Source organism: Acidimicrobiales bacterium, from assembly GCA_035540975.1.
GTDB lineage: Bacteria > Actinomycetota > Acidimicrobiia > Acidimicrobiales.
In genome coordinates this window covers 1-21,297 of sequence record DATLFN010000030.1, presented here as the reverse complement: position 1 = coordinate 21,297, position 21,297 = coordinate 1, and the positions used below count along the sequence as shown (strand labels likewise).

Annotated in this window: 19 protein-coding genes and 2 pseudogenes; 3 read left to right on the top strand and 18 right to left on the bottom strand. The window is 72.3% G+C overall.

Going from position 1 to position 21,297, the window contains the following annotated elements; genetic code table 11:
* Positions 1–157: 157 nt before the first annotated feature.
* Entirely contained in the window at positions 158–811 is a 654-nt protein-coding gene (locus VM242_03975) for a hypothetical protein (protein HVM04310.1), read from the bottom strand.
* A gap of 15 nt (positions 812–826) precedes the next feature.
* Complete coding sequence (locus VM242_03970; GenBank protein ID HVM04309.1) at positions 827–1,402, bottom strand: hypothetical protein; 576 nt, start codon at positions 1,400–1,402, stop codon at positions 827–829.
* Between the two features lie 216 nt (positions 1,403–1,618).
* Here VM242_03970 and VM242_03965 point away from each other — a divergent pair.
* Both VM242_03965 and VM242_03960 read left to right on the top strand, forming a co-directional pair.
* Positions 1,619–2,059 (top strand): annotated as a pseudogene (locus VM242_03965) (MerR family transcriptional regulator).
* Positions 2,060–2,299: 240 nt separating this feature from the next.
* Positions 2,300–2,461, top strand: a pseudogene (locus VM242_03960) (IS3 family transposase).
* A 1,607-nt stretch (positions 2,462–4,068) separates the two neighbouring features.
* Here VM242_03960 and VM242_03955 read toward each other — a convergent pair.
* The 15 genes from VM242_03955 to VM242_03885 form a co-directional block, all read right to left on the bottom strand.
* The gene (locus VM242_03955) at positions 4,069–4,446 is read right to left on the bottom strand and encodes a PIN domain-containing protein (GenBank protein ID HVM04308.1); all 378 of its coding nucleotides are present in this window, start codon (positions 4,444–4,446) and stop codon (positions 4,069–4,071) included.
* Positions 4,443–4,676: a hypothetical protein gene (locus VM242_03950; protein ID HVM04307.1), complete on the bottom strand. Its 234-nt coding sequence runs from the start codon at positions 4,674–4,676 to the stop codon at positions 4,443–4,445. The genes VM242_03955 and VM242_03950 overlap by 4 nt, the downstream gene beginning before the upstream one ends.
* 63 nt (positions 4,677–4,739) lie before the next feature.
* Positions 4,740–7,337, bottom strand: coding sequence for a DUF2309 domain-containing protein (locus VM242_03945; GenBank protein HVM04306.1), 2,598 nt, complete (start codon positions 7,335–7,337; stop codon positions 4,740–4,742).
* A complete protein-coding gene (locus tag VM242_03940) occupies positions 7,334–9,004 on the bottom strand; it encodes a proton-conducting transporter membrane subunit (GenBank protein ID HVM04305.1) in 1,671 nt (556 codons plus the stop codon). The genes VM242_03945 and VM242_03940 overlap by 4 nt, the downstream gene beginning before the upstream one ends.
* Before the next feature lie 183 nt (positions 9,005–9,187).
* Positions 9,188–10,213, bottom strand: coding sequence for a Nudix family hydrolase (locus tag VM242_03935; GenBank protein ID HVM04304.1), 1,026 nt, complete (start codon positions 10,211–10,213; stop codon positions 9,188–9,190).
* Positions 10,214–10,504: 291 nt separating this feature from the next.
* The gene (locus VM242_03930) at positions 10,505–10,843 is read right to left on the bottom strand and encodes a 4a-hydroxytetrahydrobiopterin dehydratase (GenBank protein HVM04303.1); all 339 of its coding nucleotides are present in this window, start codon (positions 10,841–10,843) and stop codon (positions 10,505–10,507) included.
* Positions 10,844–10,921: 78 nt separating this feature from the next.
* On the bottom strand, positions 10,922–11,254 hold the full coding sequence (locus tag VM242_03925) for a BMC domain-containing protein (protein ID HVM04302.1): 333 nt from the start codon (positions 11,252–11,254) through the stop codon (positions 10,922–10,924).
* A gap of 64 nt (positions 11,255–11,318) precedes the next feature.
* Positions 11,319–11,579, bottom strand: coding sequence for a carboxysome peptide B (locus VM242_03920; protein ID HVM04301.1), 261 nt, complete (start codon positions 11,577–11,579; stop codon positions 11,319–11,321).
* Between the two features lie 2 nt (positions 11,580–11,581).
* The gene (locus tag VM242_03915; protein ID HVM04300.1) at positions 11,582–11,941 is read right to left on the bottom strand and encodes a EutN/CcmL family microcompartment protein; all 360 of its coding nucleotides are present in this window, start codon (positions 11,939–11,941) and stop codon (positions 11,582–11,584) included.
* A complete protein-coding gene (locus VM242_03910) occupies positions 11,938–13,521 on the bottom strand; it encodes a carboxysome shell carbonic anhydrase (protein ID HVM04299.1) in 1,584 nt (527 codons plus the stop codon). Before VM242_03910 ends, VM242_03915 begins: the two co-directional genes overlap by 4 nt.
* A complete protein-coding gene (locus tag VM242_03905) occupies positions 13,518–15,902 on the bottom strand; it encodes a CsoS2 family carboxysome shell protein (protein ID HVM04298.1) in 2,385 nt (794 codons plus the stop codon). The genes VM242_03910 and VM242_03905 overlap by 4 nt, the downstream gene beginning before the upstream one ends.
* An 8-nt stretch (positions 15,903–15,910) precedes the next feature.
* Positions 15,911–16,066 carry a hypothetical protein gene (locus VM242_03900; GenBank protein ID HVM04297.1) on the bottom strand — a complete coding sequence of 52 codons (156 nt, stop codon included), beginning with the start codon at positions 16,064–16,066 and terminating at the stop codon, positions 15,911–15,913.
* Positions 16,067–16,353: 287 nt separating this feature from the next.
* Entirely contained in the window at positions 16,354–16,692 is a 339-nt protein-coding gene (locus tag VM242_03895; protein HVM04296.1) for a ribulose bisphosphate carboxylase small subunit, read from the bottom strand.
* 66 nt (positions 16,693–16,758) lie between these two features.
* Entirely contained in the window at positions 16,759–18,171 is a 1,413-nt protein-coding gene (locus VM242_03890; protein ID HVM04295.1) for a form I ribulose bisphosphate carboxylase large subunit, read from the bottom strand.
* A gap of 276 nt (positions 18,172–18,447) precedes the next feature.
* Positions 18,448–19,854: an alkaline phosphatase PhoX gene (locus VM242_03885; GenBank protein ID HVM04294.1), complete on the bottom strand. Its 1,407-nt coding sequence runs from the start codon at positions 19,852–19,854 to the stop codon at positions 18,448–18,450.
* Between the two features lie 115 nt (positions 19,855–19,969).
* On the opposite strand from VM242_03885, the gene VM242_03880 reads away from it, so the two are divergent.
* On the top strand, positions 19,970–20,287 hold the full coding sequence (locus tag VM242_03880; protein ID HVM04293.1) for a transposase: 318 nt from the start codon (positions 19,970–19,972) through the stop codon (positions 20,285–20,287).
* A gap of 63 nt (positions 20,288–20,350) precedes the next feature.
* On the opposite strand, the gene VM242_03875 is transcribed toward VM242_03880, so the two are convergent.
* The gene (locus tag VM242_03875) at positions 20,351–21,001 is read right to left on the bottom strand and encodes a site-specific DNA-methyltransferase (GenBank protein ID HVM04292.1); all 651 of its coding nucleotides are present in this window, start codon (positions 20,999–21,001) and stop codon (positions 20,351–20,353) included.
* Positions 21,002–21,297 lie beyond the last annotated feature (296 nt).

Below are 21,297 nucleotides of genomic sequence, written 5' to 3'. Positions count from 1 at the left end.
ACGTCGGCGGTGATGACCTCCACCCGGTCGTCGATCTGCTCGGCCGCGATGGTCGTGCGGGTCAGCTGGATGACGGCGAAGAGGGCGAAGCCCAGCGTGATGGCGAGGTTGGCCCCCACCACGCCGGCCTCTCCGGCCGCCTGGAGGCGACGGCGGGTCAGCACGCCTTCGCCCCGAGGACGGCGGGCGAGCGGCAGATGCTCGTCAGGTGCTTGTTGGTGTCCTGGAGGCCGGCGAGGATGTTCCTGGCGTCGACCTCGGCGGCCGTGAGGTTGTTGGGGTTGGCGCCGAAGCGGCCCGTGGCACCCTGCCCGTTGGCGAACGCCACCCGCTGGTGGATGTTCTGCACGCCCTTGCCGTCCGGCGGGTCGTCGGCGTCGACGAGAAGGTTGCGGATGTCCCCGGCCTGGCCGAGGACCGTCTTCAGGTTGCCGGAGGTGTCCTTCAGCGAACCGTCGGTGGTCGTCAGCTTGCCGTTGATGGACGTGAGGGCGGCCAGGATGTCCTGGGTCTGCTGGGGGATGTCCTTCAGGGCCGGGTCGATGCCGACCAGGCTCTCGTTGATCGCCGCTACCTGGTCCGGGAGGCGCTGGACGTTGCCGCCGGCGCTCACCAGCCCGGGGTCGGTGGTGGCCAGGTTGGTGTTGATGGCGGACAGCGAGTCGGTGATCTTCAGCAGGAAGACCACGACCACGAGGACCACCACGGTGAGGAGGGCCACCCAAACGGCCAGCCAGCGCTTCAGGAACTGCGCCTGGTCGGAGGATGCCCGCTCCATTGCCCGTCTCGACGGGCCGATCGTCTCAGCCATTGGCTCGTTCTCTCCTTATCTGCAGTGGCCGTCGGCGGGGGAACCCGGGCTGGGGAGCCCCTGGTCGATGCACGCGGCCAGGCGGTGTGCGATCTCGGCCTGGGTGAGGATGTTCTGGCTGTCGCCCTTGACCTGGCCGGCGAGCTCGATGGTGCGGTCGAGGTTGGTGTTGATCTGCATGACGCCGCGGTCGATCGACCGTGCCGTCCCGACGATCCCGCCGGCGTCGGCGTTGATGTTCTTGGCGGTGCCGTCGACGTCGGCGGCACTCGAGTTGATGGAGATGGCCAGCGCGTCCACCGACTTGGCCAGCCGCACGATCTCGGCCAGCTTGGAGTCGAGCGGCTGGGCCGTCGCCAGGATCGACGCCGCCAGCTCGTTGGTGCGGTCGAGGTTCAGCACGGCGTCGGTCGCCTGGTTGATCGGCGCCGCCGTCCTGGAGATGTTCAGCGCCTTCTTGTTGATCGACTCGGCCGTCCACGCCACTCGGTTCACGAGGACGCCGGCCAGGATCACGGTGACGATGGCGGCGATCACGGAGAACGAGGCCTGGCCCCGCTCGCTCCGGGCGCGCCTCCTTCGTTGCGTCATGTTCTGGTTTCCCTTCTCGATGGGCCGGGAGCGCGCCGGGCCCGGCCACCGGCCGGTGCCGGCGGGCAGACGCCCTCTGCGCGTGTGAACAGACCGGGGCGAGGGCTTGAATATTCGCGGATTTTCAGAAATTGAGGCTCGCTGAAGTGCACATCCCTCCCCAAAGGCGGCCTACGCTGCTCCGGGAATTCTCTTGTATGCACACACTCGCGGCCCATGTCGTCAGCCGGCGTGCGTTCCCCGGCCTGTTCCTCAGCCGCATCGCCCGGGCGGATGTCGTCACAGTGCCGGCGACCATTCTTCCCAACCAAACGTCATCCGCTCGATCCGACGGTGCCGAAGACAGCCACGGCAGGGGGGAACCATTTGTCCGCGAGTCCGAAGGGGGCCCACCCCGTGCGCAGTTCCAACGGTTCGTCCGACAGCGGCGCTTCCGCCGCGGCATCGAGTGTGATCGACCTGCGCGACGCCGAGTCGATGCGGTCGGCGGCGCTGGTCGGCGAGTTCTCCGGTCCCGAGGCCGCCGACCTGGCCGGGATCAGCTACCGCCAGCTCGACTACTGGGCCCGCCGGCGGTGGGTCGTCCCGTCGCGCGTGTCGGCCGACGGCGTCCAGCGCCGGGTGTACACGGCGGCCGACGTCGTGCGCCTGGCCGCCCTCGGACACCTGGGCCGGTCCAGGGTCGACGTGGCGACCTACGGGGAGGCGACGGGAGGTCTCCAGATCCCCAGCAGCCAGGCCTTCCTCGTCGTGTGGCGCACCCACGACGGGTCGGTGGTCCTCACCAGCGCCAAGGACCTCCGCGAGGTCGCGTGCCACCCCGGGCGCTACGTGATCTTCGATCCCGCCCCGGTGCTGTACGAGCTTCACCGCCGCGGCAGTGAGACGGGTGGCTACCGCCCCCGGCGGCGGACCTTCACCGCCGACTACAAGCTGGCCGTCCTCGCCGAGTACGAGCGGCTCACCCAACCCGGCGCCAAGGGCGCCCTCCTGCGCCGCGAGGGTCTCCACACCTCGCACCTGGTCGCCTGGCGGCGCAGCCGCGAGGCGGGCCAGCTGGGCGCCCGGGCGAACCATCCGTCGCGGAGCAACGGCGCGGGCGACGGCCGGGTCGCCCCCACCGGGCCGGGGTCGGCGGTGGGTCCCCCGGACGGGCGTCATCGGCAACGAGGCCGCCGGGCGGCCCCGCCGGCGGAGTCCCGCCGGAGCGTCCCGGCGCTTCCGGGGGACGCCCGGCACGGGCGTGGTGATCTGCCGGCCCGGTGACCCCGAGGCCGAGTCGTCGTCTCGGCCCCGCATCTGCTGACGTCGGTCGGGTCGCGCTCGGTCGGAGACGCTTGCGGCGTGGTGCGTACCACCCGGATCCGTGATGGGGAAGGATCTCCGGCATCGACGTCGGAACCGGGAACCCATCTGTTGGCGTGCCAGGGCCCGTGGTGCCATGGCGGACCGCCCGGCGCGCGTGGCTGGCGTCGACGGCGGTCGCGGCGGTCGTCGGTGGGGTCGTGGGCCGCGCCACCGTCGCCGTGGTCGAGGACCCGGGACCACGCCGGCCGGCGTCACCCGACCGCGCCCCCTCGGATCGGCTCGCCGTGCCCGGCGACATCGCCGCGTGCTCGACCGGGTGGATCCGGCGGTGGTGGCGATCAGCACGACCGGGTTCGCCTCGGACCTGTTCAGCATCGTGCCCCGCCAGGGCGCCGGCACGGGGATGGTCGTCTCACCCGGCGGAGAGGTGCTCACCAACGCCCACGTGGCGGAGGGCGCTCACCCGTATCCAGGTGAAGCTCGGGAACAGCGACCGGACCTACGGCGCTGCCGTGGTGGGGCCGACCGCGGCGCCGATGTCGTCAACTCGCGCCCGCAGCGCTCACAGGTGGCCTGCACTCGCATGGTCTCTTCCTTTCCGCACTCCTCTCGTCGGGTTGAACCGGCCGGTCGCGGGGCGGTCGGGAGCGCCGGCGTCGGCGTTCTCCACCTCCGATTCGTTCAGCGGGCGGCGAAGACGCGGCGAGCGGAGCCATGCCGGCCTCGACGTGGCGTTCCGCCTCGTCGATGGCCAGCATGCCGAAGCCCATGGCGATGGTCGCCGCCAACAGGGCGACGATGGCGACGGCGAAGATGACCAGCGCCCCGAGTCGGGCTCAGGCGGCTCTCCTCGAGGCAATCACCGCCTGCCACGCAAGAGCAACCGTAGGGATGAAGAGGTCCCGATGGAAGCCAGGCCGAACGCGGTGGCGACCGTCAACACGGCGGCCGCCGCGAAGGTCGAGCGGCGCGTGTTCGCGACGACGGGAACCAGTGCGATGAACGCGGGCAGGAGCAGGAGAAAGGCAGCCGCTGCGCCCTCGTTGGCGATGAGACACGCCTGGCTCGACCTACAAGAGGAGATCCCGGTTGACGTCGTCGAGCATGAGGACGTCGAGACGAGCGGAGCGAAGACAAGTGCTGCACCGGTCGCTACCGCCGTTCCCAGCGTCAGCGCTCGCCGTCCCCGGGCATCCACAGCTACCCGCAACGTCGTCCTGCGGCTCACGATTCCGGTTGGTGTTCCGTGGACGAGGGCCTCCGTACCACCCAGCTCGGCTCGGCAGGCGGCGACGAGGGAACCAGCACAACGGTGAACGGGTCGCGGCCGTGCGAGTTGTCCTGAGGTGGGCCCTCAGTCAGACGGGACGAACGTCGAGGCCGGGATCGAGTCGGCGGAGGTCGTCGGGATCGGAGGTGACTACGCGCAGGCCCCGCTGGCGGGCGAGGACCGCAACCGAGGCATCGATCACGTCGGAGGTGGCGGACGCGCCGCAGCGTTGGCCGGCTGCCCTCGCTGCCGTGTCGTCGAGGGCGACGACCTGGCACACCGGCGAGCCGAGAAGCCGGACGAGGCGGACTTGGCGCCCACCGTCGCGCCACACCTGACCGACGACACCCGCCGGGACGAGGAGGGCGTCGTCGTGATGCAGCGCCCGGGCCACGATGCCGACGACGCGTCGATCGTTGCGTTCGAACCCGACCAGGGCGCCGGAGTCGAGCACGGCACCGCTCATCGGCCGAGCGCCCGGTCGGCCTCGGCCGCCTCCTCGGCGGTGAGCGGTCCGCCCGTGGCCCCGAGCATCTCGTCCAGCAGGGACGCGAGGTCGTCGAGCTTGCTCTTCTCGGCGATGGCGTCGGCGACGTAGGCGCTGACACTCGAGGCACGGCCTTGCGCGACGGCCTGGTGAGCCCGTTCGACGAGCTCCGGCGGGAGGCTCACGGCGATCTTCGCCTTGGAAGTCATACCGACCATCATACCGTGGAACGCCCGACGGCAACGGCGCCGACGTGCGCTCTCCGGCAAGGGTCAGCGAACCTCCAGTGATGCGTCGGTGGCGTCCACGCGGTCGTCGGCGGGGCACCACGTCGTCCACGTGCCGTCGGGGGCGCGGATGGACCAGCGCTCGTCCGGGTGCGCACGGCCGGCCACGGTGATCCACTTGCCGCCCATCAGCTCCCGGAGCACCTGGTGGCGCTGGATGATCGCGTCGGTGCGCTCGATGGGCGCCTGGACGACCGCGAGCAGCCGCAGCGGTTCGTGCATGCGCCGGTCTCCCACGCCCACCGCCTGCGCCGGGAGCCCGACCTGGAGGTCGCCCCCCTCGCCGAGGACGACGCCGATGCCGCCCACCGGGTTGTGCAGCGTCTTGTCGCCGGCGCCGAACTGGTCGGGGTCGACCGACGAGAAGTAGTACTGGGCGGAGATCCACTGGGCGACGACCATCGGCGCGGTGAGGATCGTCTCCAGGGCGCTGCCGTCGCGGTCGCCCTCGGCATCGTAGGCGTGCAGGAAGACGCGACAGGCGAGGTCGAGCCCGGCGGTGACCGAGCGGGGCCCGACGACGAACGCCGCATTGCCGGCGAGCCCCCACTCGGGGCGCACCTGCGCCCAGTCGTGCCCGCGGGCCCGGACCCTCGCCGGATCTCCGGGGAGCCGCCCGGCGCGCTCGCGTGCAAGCCGTTCACCGGCCACCGCCACGTCCCGCTCGAAGGCCGCGACCAGCCGCTCGTGGGTGGCCGGTACCGCCTGGCGGTCAAGAACGGTCACCTCGTCGGAGGCGGTGTCGTGCTGGGCGGCGACGAAGACCGTTTCGTCGGGCACCGTGATGCCTCGCTCTCGGAGGCCGGCACGGACGGCGGGGTCGTTGAGGATGGCCACGGCCACTCGGGCGCTCGCACCACCGGGGGCGCCGCCGCACGCGCCGCAGTCATACGAGGATGCGTGTGGGTTGTTGATGTTGTGGCTGCCGTGCCCGCAGAAGACGATGAGCCGGGCGAAGCTGGTCAAGCCCATGGTCCGGACGATGGCCGTCGCGAACGAGACCCGCTCCTCGAGCGCCAGCCCGGAGCGGTCGTCGTGCTCCGCCTCGACGACCGGTCGTGTCGGCGGGGGCGCGACTCGGCGGGTCGTCAGTCCTTTCAGGCGACGCACCAGGCCTGGTGCCAGCGTCCTGGCCGCGGCCGCAGGGCCCATGAGGTAGCCCGCCGCCTCGGCGAGCGCGAAGGGACCACCCAGGCTCCCTTTGGCGGCGTGGAAGGCGTCCTGCCCTGCGCCGGCGGCTCGCTGGGCGGTGAGGTAGCCGAGGGCGCCGTCAGGGGCGAGCGGCTGCTCGGCTACGTCGTGTTCAGGCGTGAGCAGCACCGGGCAGCGCGGCTGGCTCTCCGTCGCCCCCAGCGGCCGCCAGCGCACGGGGACGCCGAAGAACCCGGCGAACCCGAAGGTGTCGTAGGGGCCGCACGCCTGGAGGTGCCGTTGCAGGCCCTCCGAGCGCGCATCGATGCAGAAGACCGCTTGCACGTCCGGCCGCTCGGTCACGGGGCCGGGGCCCGGGCGGCTCAGCAGTCCCAGCAGACGATCACGGAAGTTGCCCTCCTGCGCCTCGAGCCACATCGACTTCCGCACCGGCGGCGGCACCTGCTGCAGGACGCCACGCACGGCGGAGGTGACGAAGGGATCGTCGGAGGTGCTGCCGAGAGCGTCGAGCACCGCCGCCGCCCTCTGCTCGAGGAGCTTCTCGTGCTCGACCACCTCGTCGTGGATCTGCGGGGGCTCCTGGGCAGGGGCGCGGTGCGCCGCCGCTGCCGTGGCGGCCACCTGCGCGGCGAGCAGGTCCAGGAGGCGCAACGGCGGACGATGGTGGTCGGGTGGAGCCCACTCGTCGTTCCAGCGGGCGTAGCCGGCCCAGCCCGGGAGGCGGCCGAGGTGCTGGCGGAGGGCGTCGACCTGATCGCCGCCGACATCCAGCGCATCGAGGGCAGCGGCGAGCGCCTCGAGCGGACGATCCGGAAGTTGAGCCAGCCACTCCATGCCGGTGGGGCCGGCGAGGCGCCGGAGCCGCCGGTCGTATGGCGCCAGCTCTCGCCACGCACGGAAGAACCCGTGCTCGCGGCCGGGCATGGGCCACGGAACGTGGGCCTCGTCGACGAAGACCGCACACCACGCGGCCACGAGCTGGCTGACCGCCCGGACGGTCGCGACATCGGTGCGGCCGACCCGATCGCCGGCCGTCTCCCGGGGCTTGTCGTCCGGTCCGAGGAGGAGGTCCAGCCGGACGATCTCCGCCGCATCGACCGTTCGCCCCCCGATCTCGAAGCTGAGCGGCGACGCCAGCTTCGGGTCGACCTCGACGATGGCGCGCCGGAGATCCGCGTCCGTGGTGGCCCCGCCGGCGTGCGCCTGGCGGAACGCGGCGAGCGTCAGGTGGGTGCGCGCCCGCAACCAGCGCCGGGCGACGGCGGTGGCCTCGTCGAAGGGCAGGTGCTGCATGCCGAGGAGGGGGTTGACCGCCACGAAGCTGGTGAGGGGCCAGAGCGGAGCGATGACCTCCGCCGCCTCGGAGACATCGGCGAGGAGCTCGGTGTGGCGCGCAGGCCGTCCGCGGTGGCCGTCTTCTCGGTTGCTCATCTCGATCGTGCCGATCGGACCAGCTCCAGGTCCGGTCGGAGGTGGCGGGATTCCGGCACGGGCGCCACCCCGGTCGAACTGCCCCGGGTCGTCAACTCGGAGGCGACGGGCGCCGAGGTGAGGACGAGGGCGTACACCCGGCTGCGCAACTCCCGCATCCGCTCCCCGGGACCGAGCCCGACGACGGAGACGACGAGGGTGATCGCCGCCAGCGTCCCGACGAGGAGAGCGGAGCTGACCGGCTCGGCGACCTCGGCGGGAAGCGCGGGGGCCACGAAGGTCTCCACGGCGGTCAGCCCACCGACGTAGGCGAACACTCCGGCGACCGAACCGAGCGCCGCGGTTGCGACGGCCGGGACGGGCCGGAACGGGGCCGAGCGCAGCCACCCGTCGACGGCCCGGGCTGCCGTTGCCCACGCGAACACCGTCACGAGCACGCGCGCCGCCGTCGAAAGGTGCGGGTGGATGACCAGGTACGCGGCTCCGAGGGCGGCGGCCGGCACGAGCAGGGCGACGCCCAGCCGAACGCTCCGGGCGACGACCTGCGGAGCGGGACGTTGCCGCTGGCGGAAATGGGCCGTCACCGAGCCGCCGGCCCCGAGGAACAGCGCGGCCTTGTACATCCCGTGCCCGAGGATGTGGAGCAGCGCGGCGGCGAACGCTCCTATCGCCACCTGCACCGTCATGAACCCCATCTGCCCGGCGGTGGACCAGGCCAGGTTCCCCTTCACGTCGCTGCGCACCAGCATCACGGTCGTCGCGTAACAGGCGGTGACGGCACCCGCGGCGAAGGCCACGTGCGTCGCCGCGGCCGACGACCCGAACACCGGGGCGAGTCGCACCAACAGCATCCCGGCGCCGTTGACCACGCCTGCGTGGAGCAGCGCCGACACCGGCGTGGGCGCGGCGATCGTGGACGGCAGCCACTGGTGCACGGGTACGAGCGCGGACCGGGAGATGCCGGCAACGGTCAGGAGCACGGCGACCACCCACAACACGTTCCCACCGAGGACCGGGACCGACGCGTCGGCGAGCTCGTTGGCGGCCGCCGCCGGTGAGCGGAGGTCGATCTCGCCGACGGAGGCGGCGGCGAGCAGTGTGGCCACCAGCAGCGCGCCGTCTCCCACCCAGAGGCTGCGCAGGGTCCGCCGGGACGAGCGCCGCGCCGGTTGCCAGGTGGCCCGGTGGGTCACCAGCGCAGCCAACGCGAGGCCGGCCAGGATCCACGAGGCGCACAGCAGGCCGAGGGTGGCGGCGAAGGCCACCGACGTCGTCGCCGCGGTCAGCAGCGAGGCCAGCACGAAGAAGCGGGGCCCGAAGAGGTCCCCCTGCAGGTTGCGGCTGGCGAAGGACTGCACGACCAGGCCGACTCCGGTGGTGAGCAAGCCCAACAGGGTGGTCACGCGAGTGGCATGCAGGCCGACGAGGGCATCGCCGTCGCCTCCCTCGACCACGGCTGCGACCGGTCCGTCCACCGCCACGACGATCGCCACCACGACCGCCAGGACGAACGCCGCGGCGGCCGCTCGTACGGCCCATCGGGAGGACCGCGCTCCGGCCCGCGCCGTGGGGGTCGACCAGCCCGCCGGGCGGGCGGCGCCGATCGCCGCCGCGGCCATCGCGGGCAGCGCGGGGACGGCGATCACGATGAGCTCGGGCGGCGTCATCTCGAGCGAAGCTCCCTACGCGGCAAGACCCTGGACTTCATTCGACAGTCAGGTGCTGTCTCGCCGGCCCTGCGGCATCCCGAGGCCGAAGCGGGGAAAGCCGATCGAGACGCCGACCACGAAGAAGATGGTCACGGCGTCGAGAAGGTCGCCGACGACTCGATCCATCGTCAGTCCGTCCCGTCAACCAGCATCTGACGGCCGCCCGGTCACGGCGTGGTCCCTTTGCCGCCCGACCCCCGAGAGACGGGAGACGTCGACCGCCACGCCCAGCGCCCCTGCAGAGCGGGCGGCATCGATGTCGCCGGGCCCCAGCCCCCCTTGCGCGTAGACGGGCAGCGGGCTGGCCGCGGCCAGCGCCCGCAGGCCGTCCCAACCCAGCGCCCGGTCTCCGGGGTGCGAAGCCGTTGGGAGAACCGGCGACACGAGGGCGACGTCGGCACCCAGCGCAGCGGCGCGCTCGAGGTCCCGTGCGTTGTGAGCGGACACCGCCCACAGGCGCGTCGGCGGCCGCTCCACCAGGCCGGCCAGCGCGGCGGCGCTGCTGTGCAGCCCGCAGGCACCGGCCTGGCGCGCCTCCAGCGCCGTCCCGGAGAGGAGCAGCCGCAGCCCGGTCCCCCGCCTGAGCTGGCGCAGCCGGCGGGTGAGCTGGACGCGCTGGGCGGGCCCGAGCTCCGGTGCCCGCACGATCAGGAGCCGCAGCCCGCCGGCCGCCAACGACGGGATCCTCGCCAGCAGCTCGTCGGGAGCGCCCGGCGCGCGGTTCACCCGGGCGACGGCAACCAGCTCGGGGAGCGCCAACGTGGCGAGGGCGAGCTCGTTGCTCGGCAGCAGTGGCCCGACCGTCGGACGGGCAGGGTCCACCCATGCCACCCGCTGGCCTTCCCTGCCCTTCGGCTCGCCCGACCACCGGCGCACGTGGAACCAGTGCAGCCGCACCCGCTTGGCCGGGAAGTCGTGCTCGTAGACCCGCCAGGGCGCCAGTTCGAGGGCGCGGACGCCCACCTCCTCGAGCAACTCGCGCGCGGCGGCCTGGACCGGGCTCTCGCCGGGATCGACCTGGCCCCCGGGGAGCTCCCAGAAGCCGGCCGCGTCCTTCCCGGCCTTGCGCTCTGCCACCAACACGCTCCCGTCGGGCGCGCGGAGCACGCCGACCGCCACGTCCACCACCGGGCGACCGAGGAGGGGCAGACGGCGCGAAGGCAGCATCAGTCCGGCCAGACGGGTAGGGGGTAGCGCGCACGGGACCGCCGTGGCGACGTCGCCCGGTCCTCGGGCTCCACCTGCCCGGTCTCCGTCGTCGGGGGCGAGTCCCCACCGGCATCCCCGGTCCGGGCCTCCCGGGCGATGGGGTCGCCCTCGGGGCCGAGCAGTCGTGTGCCGTCCTTCGTCTTCGCGCCGGGCACGGGCGTCGGGTCCGCCACGATGGGCACGTCCGGGGCCGTCCTCGTCGGCCCCTGGCTCGCGGGGGTGGCCGGGCGGCGTCTGGCGGGGGTCATGTCAGGCTGCCTCCACGGGGACGAGTGCCTCGGCGCGGGCGGCGAACTCCCGTGCCTCCGCGTCGACGGTCGCTCCACCCGAGCCATGCACCGTGACGTTGACGTATGCGCGGCCGAAGCTCAGATCCGGATAGAGCCCGGTCTCCTTCGACAGGCCCGCCAGCCGCTCGAGGAAGGCTCGTGTCTCGGGGTAGGCGGGGAACTCGAAGCGGCGGTACAGCGACGGTGGTCTTGCGACCTCCGTCCAGCCCTCCGGCCATCCAGGTTGCGTGGTCATCTGGTTCTCCTCGTCGGTGAATGGGGATCCTCGACGCCAGCCGGGTCGCCCGGCGTCGAGGATCCCCGCCCGAGCCGGGCGCCTGGGCTCAGCCCGCCGCCTCCGAGTACGGCGGAGCCGACAGCCCGTCTGGATGACGCCTTACGCAGGTGCGACCTGGGTCTCGTGCGCACCGGCGGGAAGGATCTGCTCGACCTCGGTGTGGGGCCGGGCGATGATGTGGGCGGCAGCCAGGCCGTCGCCCACGCGCTCGCACGCGTCAGCACCGGCACGGACTGCGGCGTTGACGGCGCCGGTCTCGCCGCGGACCAGCACGGTGACGTAGCCGCCGCCGACGAACTGGCGGCCGATCAGCCGCACCTCCGACGCCTTGGTCATGGCGTCGGCAGCCTCGATCGCCGGGACGAGTCCCCGGGTCTCGATCATGCCCAGGGCAATGCCCGGAATGTCGGAACTTCCATTGTTGGTGGCCATCTGCTGTGCTTCCTCCGTATGTGAGTTGAGATCGGGTCTTACGGGGTGGGGGGGTTGGAACGAGTCAGTCGCGCCATCGCTCCTCGCTCCAATGGTCGATGATCCCGCCGATGGTCAGGTCGGTGGTGATGCTGAAGTCGCCGGCGGCATGGCGGGCCGCCGAGGTGGTGATGGTGATGACGAAGTCGCCCGGCCTTGCGCCGACCGGGTCCAGCGCCACCTCCAGGTCGCCGCGGTCGTCCTCGACCACCCGCAGCGACTTGTTCTGGAGCGTGGGGGATCGACTGGTGGCAACGAGGTCGCGGACGACGCGCTGGATGTTCATCGTCACGCCTTGCCATTGGCGTCCGCAGACGCGGTGGCCGACTCCACGATCAAAAGCTCCGGCTCCTCGGAGGGCTCCTCGCCCGGGCTCTCCTCACCCGGGCGCTCACCCGGGCGCTCCTCGTCCCAGTAGTCGATGATGCCGACGATGGTCAGGTCGCTCGGGTAGTCCTTGTGGCCAGCGGCTTCACGCGCCGCCGAGCTGCCGCACGCGATCACCCAGTCGCCGGGCTTGCAGCCGACGGGGTCGACCGCCACCTGCTTGCCTCCCTTGCGGTCCACGACGACCAGCAGCCGGTGGAGCTCGAGGCCGCCGATGCGGGCCGTGGCGACCAGGGTGCCTTCGACGCAGAAGATCTTCATCGCTGTGCCTCCTTCGGTCGCGCTCCCGGGGGCGAGCTCGGCACGCCGTCGCCCTCCGCCTCGACCATGTCCAGGCGTGACCGGCCCCGCGCTCGCACGACCGCTTGGGTGACCAGGCCGTCGTTGCCGGCTGCACCCGCATACCGGGTCTCGATCGCCGCCGTGAGGCGGCGAGCACGCGCCTGGGCGGTGGCGCGGGCACCGGGGATGCGCTCGTCGTAGGCGACGTGCACGAGCACCGGCACCGCAAGCCCCTGCGGCGCGTTCGTCCTCCGAAGGATGCCGATGCCGACGTCCAGGTCGACGGCACCTTCTTCGAGCGTGCGCATCTGCGCCTGGAAGGCGAGGTTGCGCAGTTGAACGTCGTCGATGGCGTCGCCGGCCACGAGCAGCTTCTCGGTGTGGCCGGGGTCCGCGTACCTTCCGCCGATCCAGCCGCGAACCGCGTCGACCTCACCGATGTTGTTCTTCAGCAGGTAGCCACAGAGCCAGCGCATGCCCTCGGTCGCGGCGTCGGCCGCGTCCACGCCGGCGCAGTCGGCGACCGTCTGTCGGATGAACTCCTTGGCGGCCTCCCGCTCGAGGCTCGCCGTCTGCTCGTAGAGCGTGGCGCTGGAGACGAAGCGCTCCACGTCGGTCTCACCGGCGGCGTCGGGGACGTGGACGCGGATGGCGTCGGTGTCCGTGTCCACGCCGACGAGCAGCGTGGCGACGCTCGCCGCGCAGCACTGGGTGGACTCGACGGCACCCTCGAACTCCTGGAGCCGCGCCAGCAGGGCGGTCGCGGCGCGCACCTCGTCGCTGCCGTGCGCGGCACAGCCTTGGTGGCGCGGGTCGACGCTGCTGAAATGGTAGAGCCCGATCTTCAGGTAGCGGGTGGGCTCACTGGCGTCGTTCGGCCAGCCCTCGCGCCAGCGTCGCAGCTCCACCCCTTCCCAGCGGTGCAGCGCGTCCTCGACGTCGAACATGGCGCCGGCATACGAGTCGTGCCACACCACGACCGCGGGCGGCACCCGCAGGATGAAATCCACCGCCCCCAGGAGGCGCCCGTCGGAGCAGGAGGTGATGTCGACGGCGTGGAAGCCGAAGCGCCGGATCAACACCTCGGCGCTCTCGCCCTCGTCGATCAGCGCGGCCAGGTTCCGGTCGAACTCGCGCTCCACCAGGTTGGCGAAGGTCCCCAGCACGCAGCGGGCGTGGACGCGACCGAGGTCCAGCGGTGTGCTCCAGGAGGATTCGAGCTCAGCCGCCGGGATGTCGACCCCGAGGGCGTTGGCCAACTCATGATGTGCCTGCTCGGGGAACCCGTCGTCGAACTGGCGCGGGGCCAGCCGGCGCAGGACGGGTTGGATGAGCGCGAAGGCGGCCTCGATCTCCTCGGCTCGCTGCTTCAGGGCGGCGCTGAGCGCCGGCTCGGCCAGCGGATGCCCACCCGCCGGCACGCTGGACCCGAGGCTCCCGTTGGGGGCCAGCCGGCCCGGCGGCGACGTCACCGTCGCCACCGCGCCCGCGCCCGGCCAGGCCGCAGCCTGGTCCCACGGAGCGAGGCGGCGCCCGTCGGGCTGGAGCAGGGACTTCATCCCTGGGCTCCGCCGGAGACGGTGACCCTGGCCGCGTCCTTGGGGCTCCCGCCCACTCGGCCGGTGACCCTCGCGTTCTCATTCGGCGCTCCGGGCGTGGCCAGGTTCTTGAACCTGGCCGCCCCGGCCCAGCCGTGCGGCCCGCCGCCGCCCTCGCTGGGGTTGCGCCCGGCGGCGATGTAGCCCTCGGTGCCGGTGACCCGGTCGTGGGACGTCCAGGCGAGAGAACCGGTGATCGTACGACCGTCGGTGCGCCCTTCGCCCGTGACCGCCGTCTGCTTGCCGTCTCGGTTCTGGCGGGGCCGGAACAGGAACTCGTTGTTGCCGGTCACCTTGCCTTCGCCGACGGCGAAGGCCCCCGTGATGCGGCCGGGCACGCTGGAGGCGGGCGCGTCGTCGGACTCCTTGGCGACGTGGCTCTCCCCGCCCGCCAGGCGCCGAGCCAGGGCGACCGGGAAGGCCTGCTCGCGGGCCCAGTCGTCGGCCGCCGGCTCCGCGGGCCGCATCTCGCCGTAGTAGGACGACCCGGTGATGTCGTTCCGGTGGCCGCGCTCGATGCCGGTGACCGCCTCGGCGTACATGGGGACGTCGCCGGTGACGGCCACACCGCGGGGCCTGGGCTCGGCGCGCCGGGCCGCGGGCTCACCCTCGTCGGGCTCGCACCAGCCGAAGGTGGTGGACGGCCCCTGGTACGGCGTGCCGGTCACCGGGCGGCAGGCACCCGGCTCGTCGCCGGTGACGTTGGGGCGGTACTCCACGCTGGGACCCGTGACGGTCTGGCCCCCCCAGGTCTGCGCCACGGTCACCTTGCCCGCGGTCACCGGGTCCAGCCGCTCCCGGTTGAGGTGGGCGGCCGGCGCGGTACCGCCCCCGATGGCGCCGCACTCGGTGGAGTAGGCGTTCTGGTACTGGTCGCCGGTGACCGGGCGGCAGGCGCCGGCCTCGTTGCCGGTGACGCGCCCGCTGCGGCCGACGGCCGTGCCGGTGACGGCCAGCCCGTCGACGGTGGCCTCCAGCGGTAGCCAGGGCCCGTCGCCGCCGGAGCCCGCCGTTCCGGGCTGGGGCCGCAGCCTGGTGCCCACCGCGGACGCGCCGTGCGGGTCGGCCCGGCGCGGGAACTGCGCCGAACGGTACGCGCCGTCGCTGCGTGGCGTCAGGTCGTCGTCGAGCTTCTGGTCGGCTTCACCGGTGATGGGCAGGTGCTCGCCGGCCTCGTCACCGGTGATGGGCACCGTGTTGCGAACCGTGGTGCCCGAGACGACGAGGCCCTGCGGCGTGCGCACCAGCCCGACCTTGGGCCCGGCGCCCATCGAAGGGGCCGACCCGTCGGCGGCGACGTACTGCGTGCCCGACACCGGGAGCGCGGCGCCGGGCTCGTCGCCCGTCACCCGCACGCCCGGACCGATCCGCAGCCCGGTCACCTGCTGGCCGCGCTGGGTGGGCGACACGACGACCTTGGGCGGGTAGGTGACCCGGCCCTCGCGCTGCGGCCTGGCGATCGCTGCGCCGCCGAGGCGGCTCGCCTCGGCGCGCCGGGCCTGGGCCTGCTCAGGACCCGAGCCGGCGACGTCGACGTGCAGGTTCTCCGCCGCCGGCAACGCTCCGGCGCGGCTCAGCGCCTGCTTGCCCTGGGACAGCTGGCGGCGGCGCTGCATGGACACGGCCCGGCCGAGGTGGGCGGTGGCCACGCCGTCCGTCGCGAAGGCCGTTGCTCCGGGAGCGTCATGCGTGCCGGTCGACGCGCCCTGACCGCTGGGAGCAGCGGGAGCGGCGGGCGGGGCGCCGGCGTCGCTCAGCGCCTGCTTGCCCTGGGACAGCTGGCGGCGGCGCTGCACCGACACGGCGCGGCCGAGGTGGGCGGTGGCCACGCCGTCGGTGGCGAAGGCCGTCCCCCCCGGAGCCCCTTGCGTGCCGGTCGACGCGCCCGGACCGCTGGGAGCAGCGGGAGCGGGCGGCGCGCCGGCGCCGTCGACGCGCAGGGCCTCGCCGGCGGAGGCCGCGCCGGCGCCGTTCAGCGCCTGCTTGCCCTGGGACAGCTGGCGGCGGCGCTGCATGGACACGGCCCGGCCGAGGTGGGCTCCGCCCACGCCGTTCGACGCGACCGCCGGAGCCGCTTGCGCGCCGTTCGGCTGCGCGCCGTTCGGCGCGCCTTCACCCTTGGGAGCGGCGAGCGGCGCCGCCGCGCCGTCGAGGGGCAGGTTCTCGGCCGCGGGGGGCGCGCCGGCATCGGCTCCGGCCGCCGTCCCGTCACCGCCGCCGTTCAGCGCCTGCTTGCCCTGCGACAGCTGGCGGCGGCGCAACGCGGCCACGGCGCGGCCGTCACGGGCTGCATCTCGGAGCTCCGCCAGGTCACCGCTGTCGGCGGTCTGGACCGCGTACATTCCCATCGTCAGCGCGCTCCACCACGAACGACGGTGAAGGCCGGCGCGCCGGCGCCCGCGTCACCCGTCGTCCGGTCAGCTCCGCCGTTCAGCGCCTGCTTGCCCCGGGACAGCTGGCGGCGTCGCTGCATGGACAGGGCGCGGCCCAGGCGGGCGGCGGCCACGCCGTTGATCGGGACCGCCGTCGCTTCCGGAGCCCCGTGCGCTCCGCTCCGCGTGGCTCGACCGTCGGCAGCGGCGGGGCGCGTCGCGTCTCCCGCAGCCGCGGGCGCCCGCAGCTCGGCCTCCGGGGGCCCGGTGCGCACCCGCTCGTGCGAGGGCGCCAGAGCCGACCGGTCGTAGGCGAGCGCCCGGCGCCGCGGCGTCGCCGCGGCACGGCCGTGACGGGCACGATCGCGGAGCGCGCCCCGGTCACCGCTGTCGGCGGTCTGGACCACATGCACTCGCATGCTCAGCGGGCTCCGGCGCGGTGGACGATGAAGGCCGTGCCCTGGGTCTGCATGTAGTTGTCGTAGCCCAGGAGGCGCACGTGGTGACCGGGGTTGGCACGGTGGCACGCGTCGAGCTCGGCCAGGACCTTGTCCACCGACCGCTCACCGAAGAGCGGGAGCTCCCACAGGTACCAGAAGTTCGAGAACGCCTTCTCGGGCTCCGTGTGTTCGATGGCCGGGCTCCAGCCCTGCTCTATGACGTACGCGATCTGGTGGCGGAGCCGCTCGGGCGTCATCGGCGGCAGGTAGGAGAAGGTCTCCACATGGCGCGGGGTGGGCCCGTAGGGGGCAATGTGCATGTCAATCTCTCCTTGAGGGGCGTGGAGGAGGAGGGGCCGGAGATGGGACCGGCGGCCCGCCCGCGATCAGGCGGTGATCTTGTCCACGGTGTCGAACTCGAACTTGATTTCCTTCCAGGTCTCCATCGCGATCGCGAGCTCGGGGCTGTGGCGGGCCGCCTCGGTCAGGATCTCGCGACCCTCCCGTTCGACCTGCCGGCCCTGGTTCCGTGCCTCCACACACGCCTCGAGCGCCACCCGGTTGGCGTGGGCGCCGGGTGCATTGCCCCACGGGTGACCGAGCGTCCCGCCGCCGAACTGCAGGCAGGCGTCGTCGCCGAAGATCGCCACCAGTGCGGGCATGTGCCAGACGTGGATGCCTCCGGAAGCAACGGGGATGACGCCGGGCATCGACCCCCAGTCCTGGTCGAAGAAGATGCCGCGCTTGCGGTTCTCGGGGATGTAGGACTCCCGCAGCGTGTCGATCCAGCCCATCGTGGCCTCGCGATCGCCTTCGAGCTTGCCGACCACGGTGCCGGCGTGGAGATGGTCGCCCCCGGACAGGCGCAAGCACTTGGCGAGCACCCGGAAGTGGATGCCGTGCATGGGGTGGCGGTCGACCACCGCGTGCATGGCGCGGTGGATGTGGAGCAGCATGCCGTTCTTGCGGCACCAGTTCGCCAGGCCTGTGTTGGCGGTGAAGCCGGCGGTGAAGAAGTCGTGCATGATGATCGGGGCGCCGAGCGACTTGGCGAACTCGGCCCGCTCGTACATGTCCTCCGGCGTGGCCGCGGTGACGTTGAGGTAGTGGCCCTTGCGCTCGCCCGTCTCGGCCGTGGCCTTGTGCACCGCTTCCATCACGAACTCGTAGCGGTGGTTCCAGCGCATGAACGGCTGGCTGTTGATGTTCTCGTCGTCCTTGGTGAAGTCGAGCCCGCCTCGGAGGCACTCGTAGACCGCACGCCCGTAGTTCTTGGCCGACAGGCCGAGCTTGGGCTTGATCGTGCAGCCCAGCAGCGGGCGCCCGTACTTGCCGAGGCGGTCGCGCTCCACCTGGATGCCGTTGGGGGGGCCGCCGCAGGTCTTCACGTACGCCAGCGGGAAGCGAATGTCCTCGAGGCGCAGGCTGCGGATCGCCTTGAAGCCGAAGACGTTGCCCACGAGCGAGGTCAGGACGTTGACGACCGAGCCTTCCTCGAACAGGTCGATCGGGTAGGCCACGAAGGCGAAGAAGGCCCCGGAGCCGTCCTTGACCGGGTCGATTCGGTAGGCCCGGCCCTTGTAGTAGTCGAGATCGGTGAGCAGATCGGTCCACACCGTGGTCCAGGTGCCGGTGGACGACTCGGCGGCCACCGCCGCGGCCGCTTCCTCGCGCGGCACGCCCTCCTGGGGCATCACCTTGAAAACGGCCAGGAGGTCCGTGTCCAGCGGCACGTAGTCCGGGGTCCAGTAGTTGTCGGCGTAGTTCTTCACACCGGCCTGGTAGCTCTTGTCTGCCACGCGGTTCTCCTCGGCTGAAGCCCGTCTGGGCCCGGTCTCGGGCTCCCCCACTACGGGGTCTGGCGATTCCTGGGTGAGTCATCCAGACCGTATGCCGCCGAGGACTCAGAGTAAAGTGAATAGTTTCTTATGCGTTATTAGTAATTGCTTATGAGTGCGGCGAGCGAGGCCGTCGGGCGAGGGGGCAGGGCTCGATCGAACCGGCGCCCCTGGCGACGCACGCGGCCGTTGACCGCGGGTGGAGGGGCGGCTCACCCGTGCCGTGAGGGCCGCCGCTCAGAAGGTGACGGCCGCCTCGTTGGACACGGGCGCGCCGCCGGGATGCGACACCGTGTAGCGGTAGGTGCCGGTGACCCGGCCCAGGCTGTCGGTGTGGGCGCCGTCGTTGGGCGTGGTCGCCACCACCACCCCGTCGCGGCGGACCTCGACCTGCGGCGCGGTGGCTCCCGACCAGGCCAGGTCGGCGTAGCGCTTCCCGCCCCTGGTCCGCCCCACCGCCGACAGCATGATCGACGCCGGCGCCGTGGTGGTCGTGGTGGCCGACGTGGTCGTGGTGGTCCCCCCGCCCGACGTACGGAACGGGCCGGTGATCTCGTAGGTGCGGCCGGGGTTGCGCTGGGAGCTGAGGTACAGCCGGGTGCCGGACGGGTCGAACGCCGGGCCGGTGAGCTCGGAGCCGGACACGCCCAGGCGCAGGAACGGAGCCACCTCGCCCTCGGGGGAGAGGATGACCAGCTCCATGTTGCCGCCGTCCTCGGCCACGAACACGTCGCCCGAGCGGGAGACCGTGACGTTGTCGACGCCGGTGAGCACGGGCGTGGGCGACGTGTTGTCGTCGTAGATCACCGTGAGGGCGTTGGCCACGGGGTCGTAGGTCCACACCCGGTTGTCGCCCTTGGTGGTGAAGTACACCTTGTCGGTGTCGTACCAGGCGCCCTCGCCGCCGTTGAAGACCTTCATGGCCGCCACCTGGTCCTTGCAGGCGGTGGGGCTGCCGTCCGGGTCGGGGACGGTCGCCCACCCGAGCGCGCCGCCCGACTCGGTGAGGACCTGGAGGGTGCCGGCCGACAGGTCGGGCCAGGCGGCGGGCACGAAGCGGTACAGCCCGCCGTCGGACGCGTCCTCGGTGAGGTAGACGTGGTGGCGCACCGGGTCGACGGCGGCCGCCTCGTGGTTGAACGTGCCCAGCGCGGGGCGCACCACGCCGGGGCTGAGGCCGACGGGGTCGCACTCCCACACCCGGCCGGCGGCGACCTCCTCGCACGACAGCCACGTGCCCCACGGCGTGGGGCCGCCGGCGCAGTTGCGGCTGGTGCCGTCGAGGATGCGCCGGGCCTCCACCACCTGGCCGGCGGCGTCGAAGCGCAACATGCCCGCCCCGCCGGGCGAGGACTCGCTGTTGGAGACGTAGATCCACCCGCCGTCGCCCGTGGCGAAGGTGGCCCCGCCGTCGGGGTTGGTGTGCCAGGTGTAGCCGGTGCCGGGGACGACCTGGCCGGTGGTGGCCACCACCCGCGACGAGAACCCGGCGGGGAGCTGGAGGCCGTTGGCGTCGGCCGGGCCGAGGGGACCGTACGGGCCGTCGCCGGCGGCCGAGGCCCGCAGCAGCCGGGGCCAGGCGGGGCCGACGGTGAAGGCGGTGCCGGCGAGCACCCCCACCTTGAGGAAGTCGCGTCGTCGCACGGCGGCGAGGATACCGGGGCGACCTGAACGCACCGCGCCGGGCGCCCGACGGGGCGATGAACAACTTCCCGCCGCTCATCGCGCCGCGGCCGAGCCGGCGCCGCCCGAGACGTCGGTGCGCCGTCAGCCGCCGAGCACGACCAAGCGACGCCTCCTCGGCCACCTCCACAACGAGCGCCACGCCTTATTCACCTTCCTCCTCCATCCCGGAGTGGACGCCACCAACTGGCGGGCAGAGCAGGCCATCCGCCCGGCGGTGGTGAACCGCAAGGTGTGGGGAGGCAACCGCACCCGCCGGGGGGCCGACACCCAGGGGCGCATCATGAGCGTGCTGCGCACCGCCGCCCAGCAAGGCGTCGACCCCGTCGACTGGCTGGCCCGCTTCGCCCGGGCACCCGACCTCGCCGTCGTCCCCCTGTTCATTCCCCGATAGGAGGTCGTCGGCGGTCGGTCATTCACCGTTGAAGCTGCGGCGCGCCCCCGCTATCCAAGTACGTCAACGCTTCGGTGTCGACGTCGGCATCTCGATCGGCAGCATGTCGGCGGAGTGACTCCCATTGAGTCGCTTCCAACCGTCGGGCCCGGTGCCGTTAACCCCCCGTACCGGCAGCTCTGCGACCGGACCCTGGGCGCCGACGCGTAAGGCAACTGCCTTGACGCGCCGCTTGGCCGTCGTGAGGTAGGTCTGGCTGGTGTCGAATCCGACGCATCGACGGCCAAGCTCCATCGCAGCAAGTGCGGACGTGCCAGAGCCGACGAAGGGATCAAGCACGAGGTCGCCTGGTTTGCTCGTCAGGCTGATGCATCGCCCGGCCAGCAACACGGCGAACTCGGCGCCGTGTCCGTTCTTGCCATTCGCCGTGGGTAGATGCCACACATCGGTGATCTTCCCGGCGGACTCGTATGGAGCGTTGCTGCCACCCAGGCGCGCATCACGACTCGGCCAGAAGGACTTGTCGAAGTAGGGCGTTTCGCCCGGCGTGAGGTGAAGGATGACTTCAGCCTGTCGAGTCACTCCGCTCTTGACGTGTTCCGGTGTGCTGTCCTTGTTCCATGTGATGTAGCTCTTGACCCGATAGCCGATACGTGAAGCGCGCTGAGCGACGCGGGCCGGGATCATCGCCAACTCGCCGTCCAGGAGATACATGTGGCCGGCGCTATGGCGGCATGCCGCATGCCAGTCCAGCCGAGGGCGTATTCGGGATCAGACGAGGTAGCGCTTGCGGGCCTCGGCGTCACCTCGCCGCCCGAAGTAGTCGGCACCGAGCTCGTCGTAGGTGGCACCGTCAGCGGCGAGCACGTGGGTGGCGTCCATCCGCTGGTGTAAATGTCGACGGGCGTAGGTTCCTTCGAAGAGCTGACAACTCCAACGAAAGGACCTACACCCGTGACTGCACGAGTATCGCCCAGCGAGAGCATCCGCGCTGAGATCGACGAGCTGAT

What these genes read in the sequence shown, in the direction of transcription:
- VM242_03895 (HVM04296.1), bottom strand. Translation starts at nt 16,692, where the DNA reads ATGCACATTGCCCCCTACGGGCCCACCCCGCGCCATGTGGAGACCTTC.
- VM242_03915 (HVM04300.1), bottom strand. Translation starts at nt 11,941, where the DNA reads ATGAAGATCTTCTGCGTCGAAGGCACCCTGGTCGCCACGGCCCGCATC.
- VM242_03875 (HVM04292.1), bottom strand. Translation starts at nt 21,001, where the DNA reads ATGTATCTCCTGGACGGCGAGTTGGCGATGATCCCGGCCCGCGTCGCT.
- VM242_03925 (HVM04302.1), bottom strand. Translation starts at nt 11,254, where the DNA reads ATGGCCACCAACAATGGAAGTTCCGACATTCCGGGCATTGCCCTGGGC.
- VM242_03935 (HVM04304.1), bottom strand. Translation starts at nt 10,213, where the DNA reads ATGCTGCCTTCGCGCCGTCTGCCCCTCCTCGGTCGCCCGGTGGTGGAC.
- VM242_03945 (HVM04306.1), bottom strand. Translation starts at nt 7,337, where the DNA reads ATGAGCAACCGAGAAGACGGCCACCGCGGACGGCCTGCGCGCCACACC.
- VM242_03940 (HVM04305.1), bottom strand. Translation starts at nt 9,004, where the DNA reads ATGACGCCGCCCGAGCTCATCGTGATCGCCGTCCCCGCGCTGCCCGCG.
- VM242_03950 (HVM04307.1), bottom strand. Translation starts at nt 4,676, where the DNA reads ATGACTTCCAAGGCGAAGATCGCCGTGAGCCTCCCGCCGGAGCTCGTC.
- VM242_03975 (HVM04310.1), bottom strand. Translation starts at nt 811, where the DNA reads ATGGCTGAGACGATCGGCCCGTCGAGACGGGCAATGGAGCGGGCATCC.
- VM242_03955 (HVM04308.1), bottom strand. Translation starts at nt 4,446, where the DNA reads ATGAGCGGTGCCGTGCTCGACTCCGGCGCCCTGGTCGGGTTCGAACGC.
- VM242_03920 (HVM04301.1), bottom strand. Translation starts at nt 11,579, where the DNA reads ATGAACATCCAGCGCGTCGTCCGCGACCTCGTTGCCACCAGTCGATCC.
- VM242_03910 (HVM04299.1), bottom strand. Translation starts at nt 13,521, where the DNA reads ATGAAGTCCCTGCTCCAGCCCGACGGGCGCCGCCTCGCTCCGTGGGAC.
- VM242_03970 (HVM04309.1), bottom strand. Translation starts at nt 1,402, where the DNA reads ATGACGCAACGAAGGAGGCGCGCCCGGAGCGAGCGGGGCCAGGCCTCG.
- VM242_03905 (HVM04298.1), bottom strand. Translation starts at nt 15,902, where the DNA reads ATGTACGCGGTCCAGACCGCCGACAGCGGTGACCTGGCGGAGCTCCGA.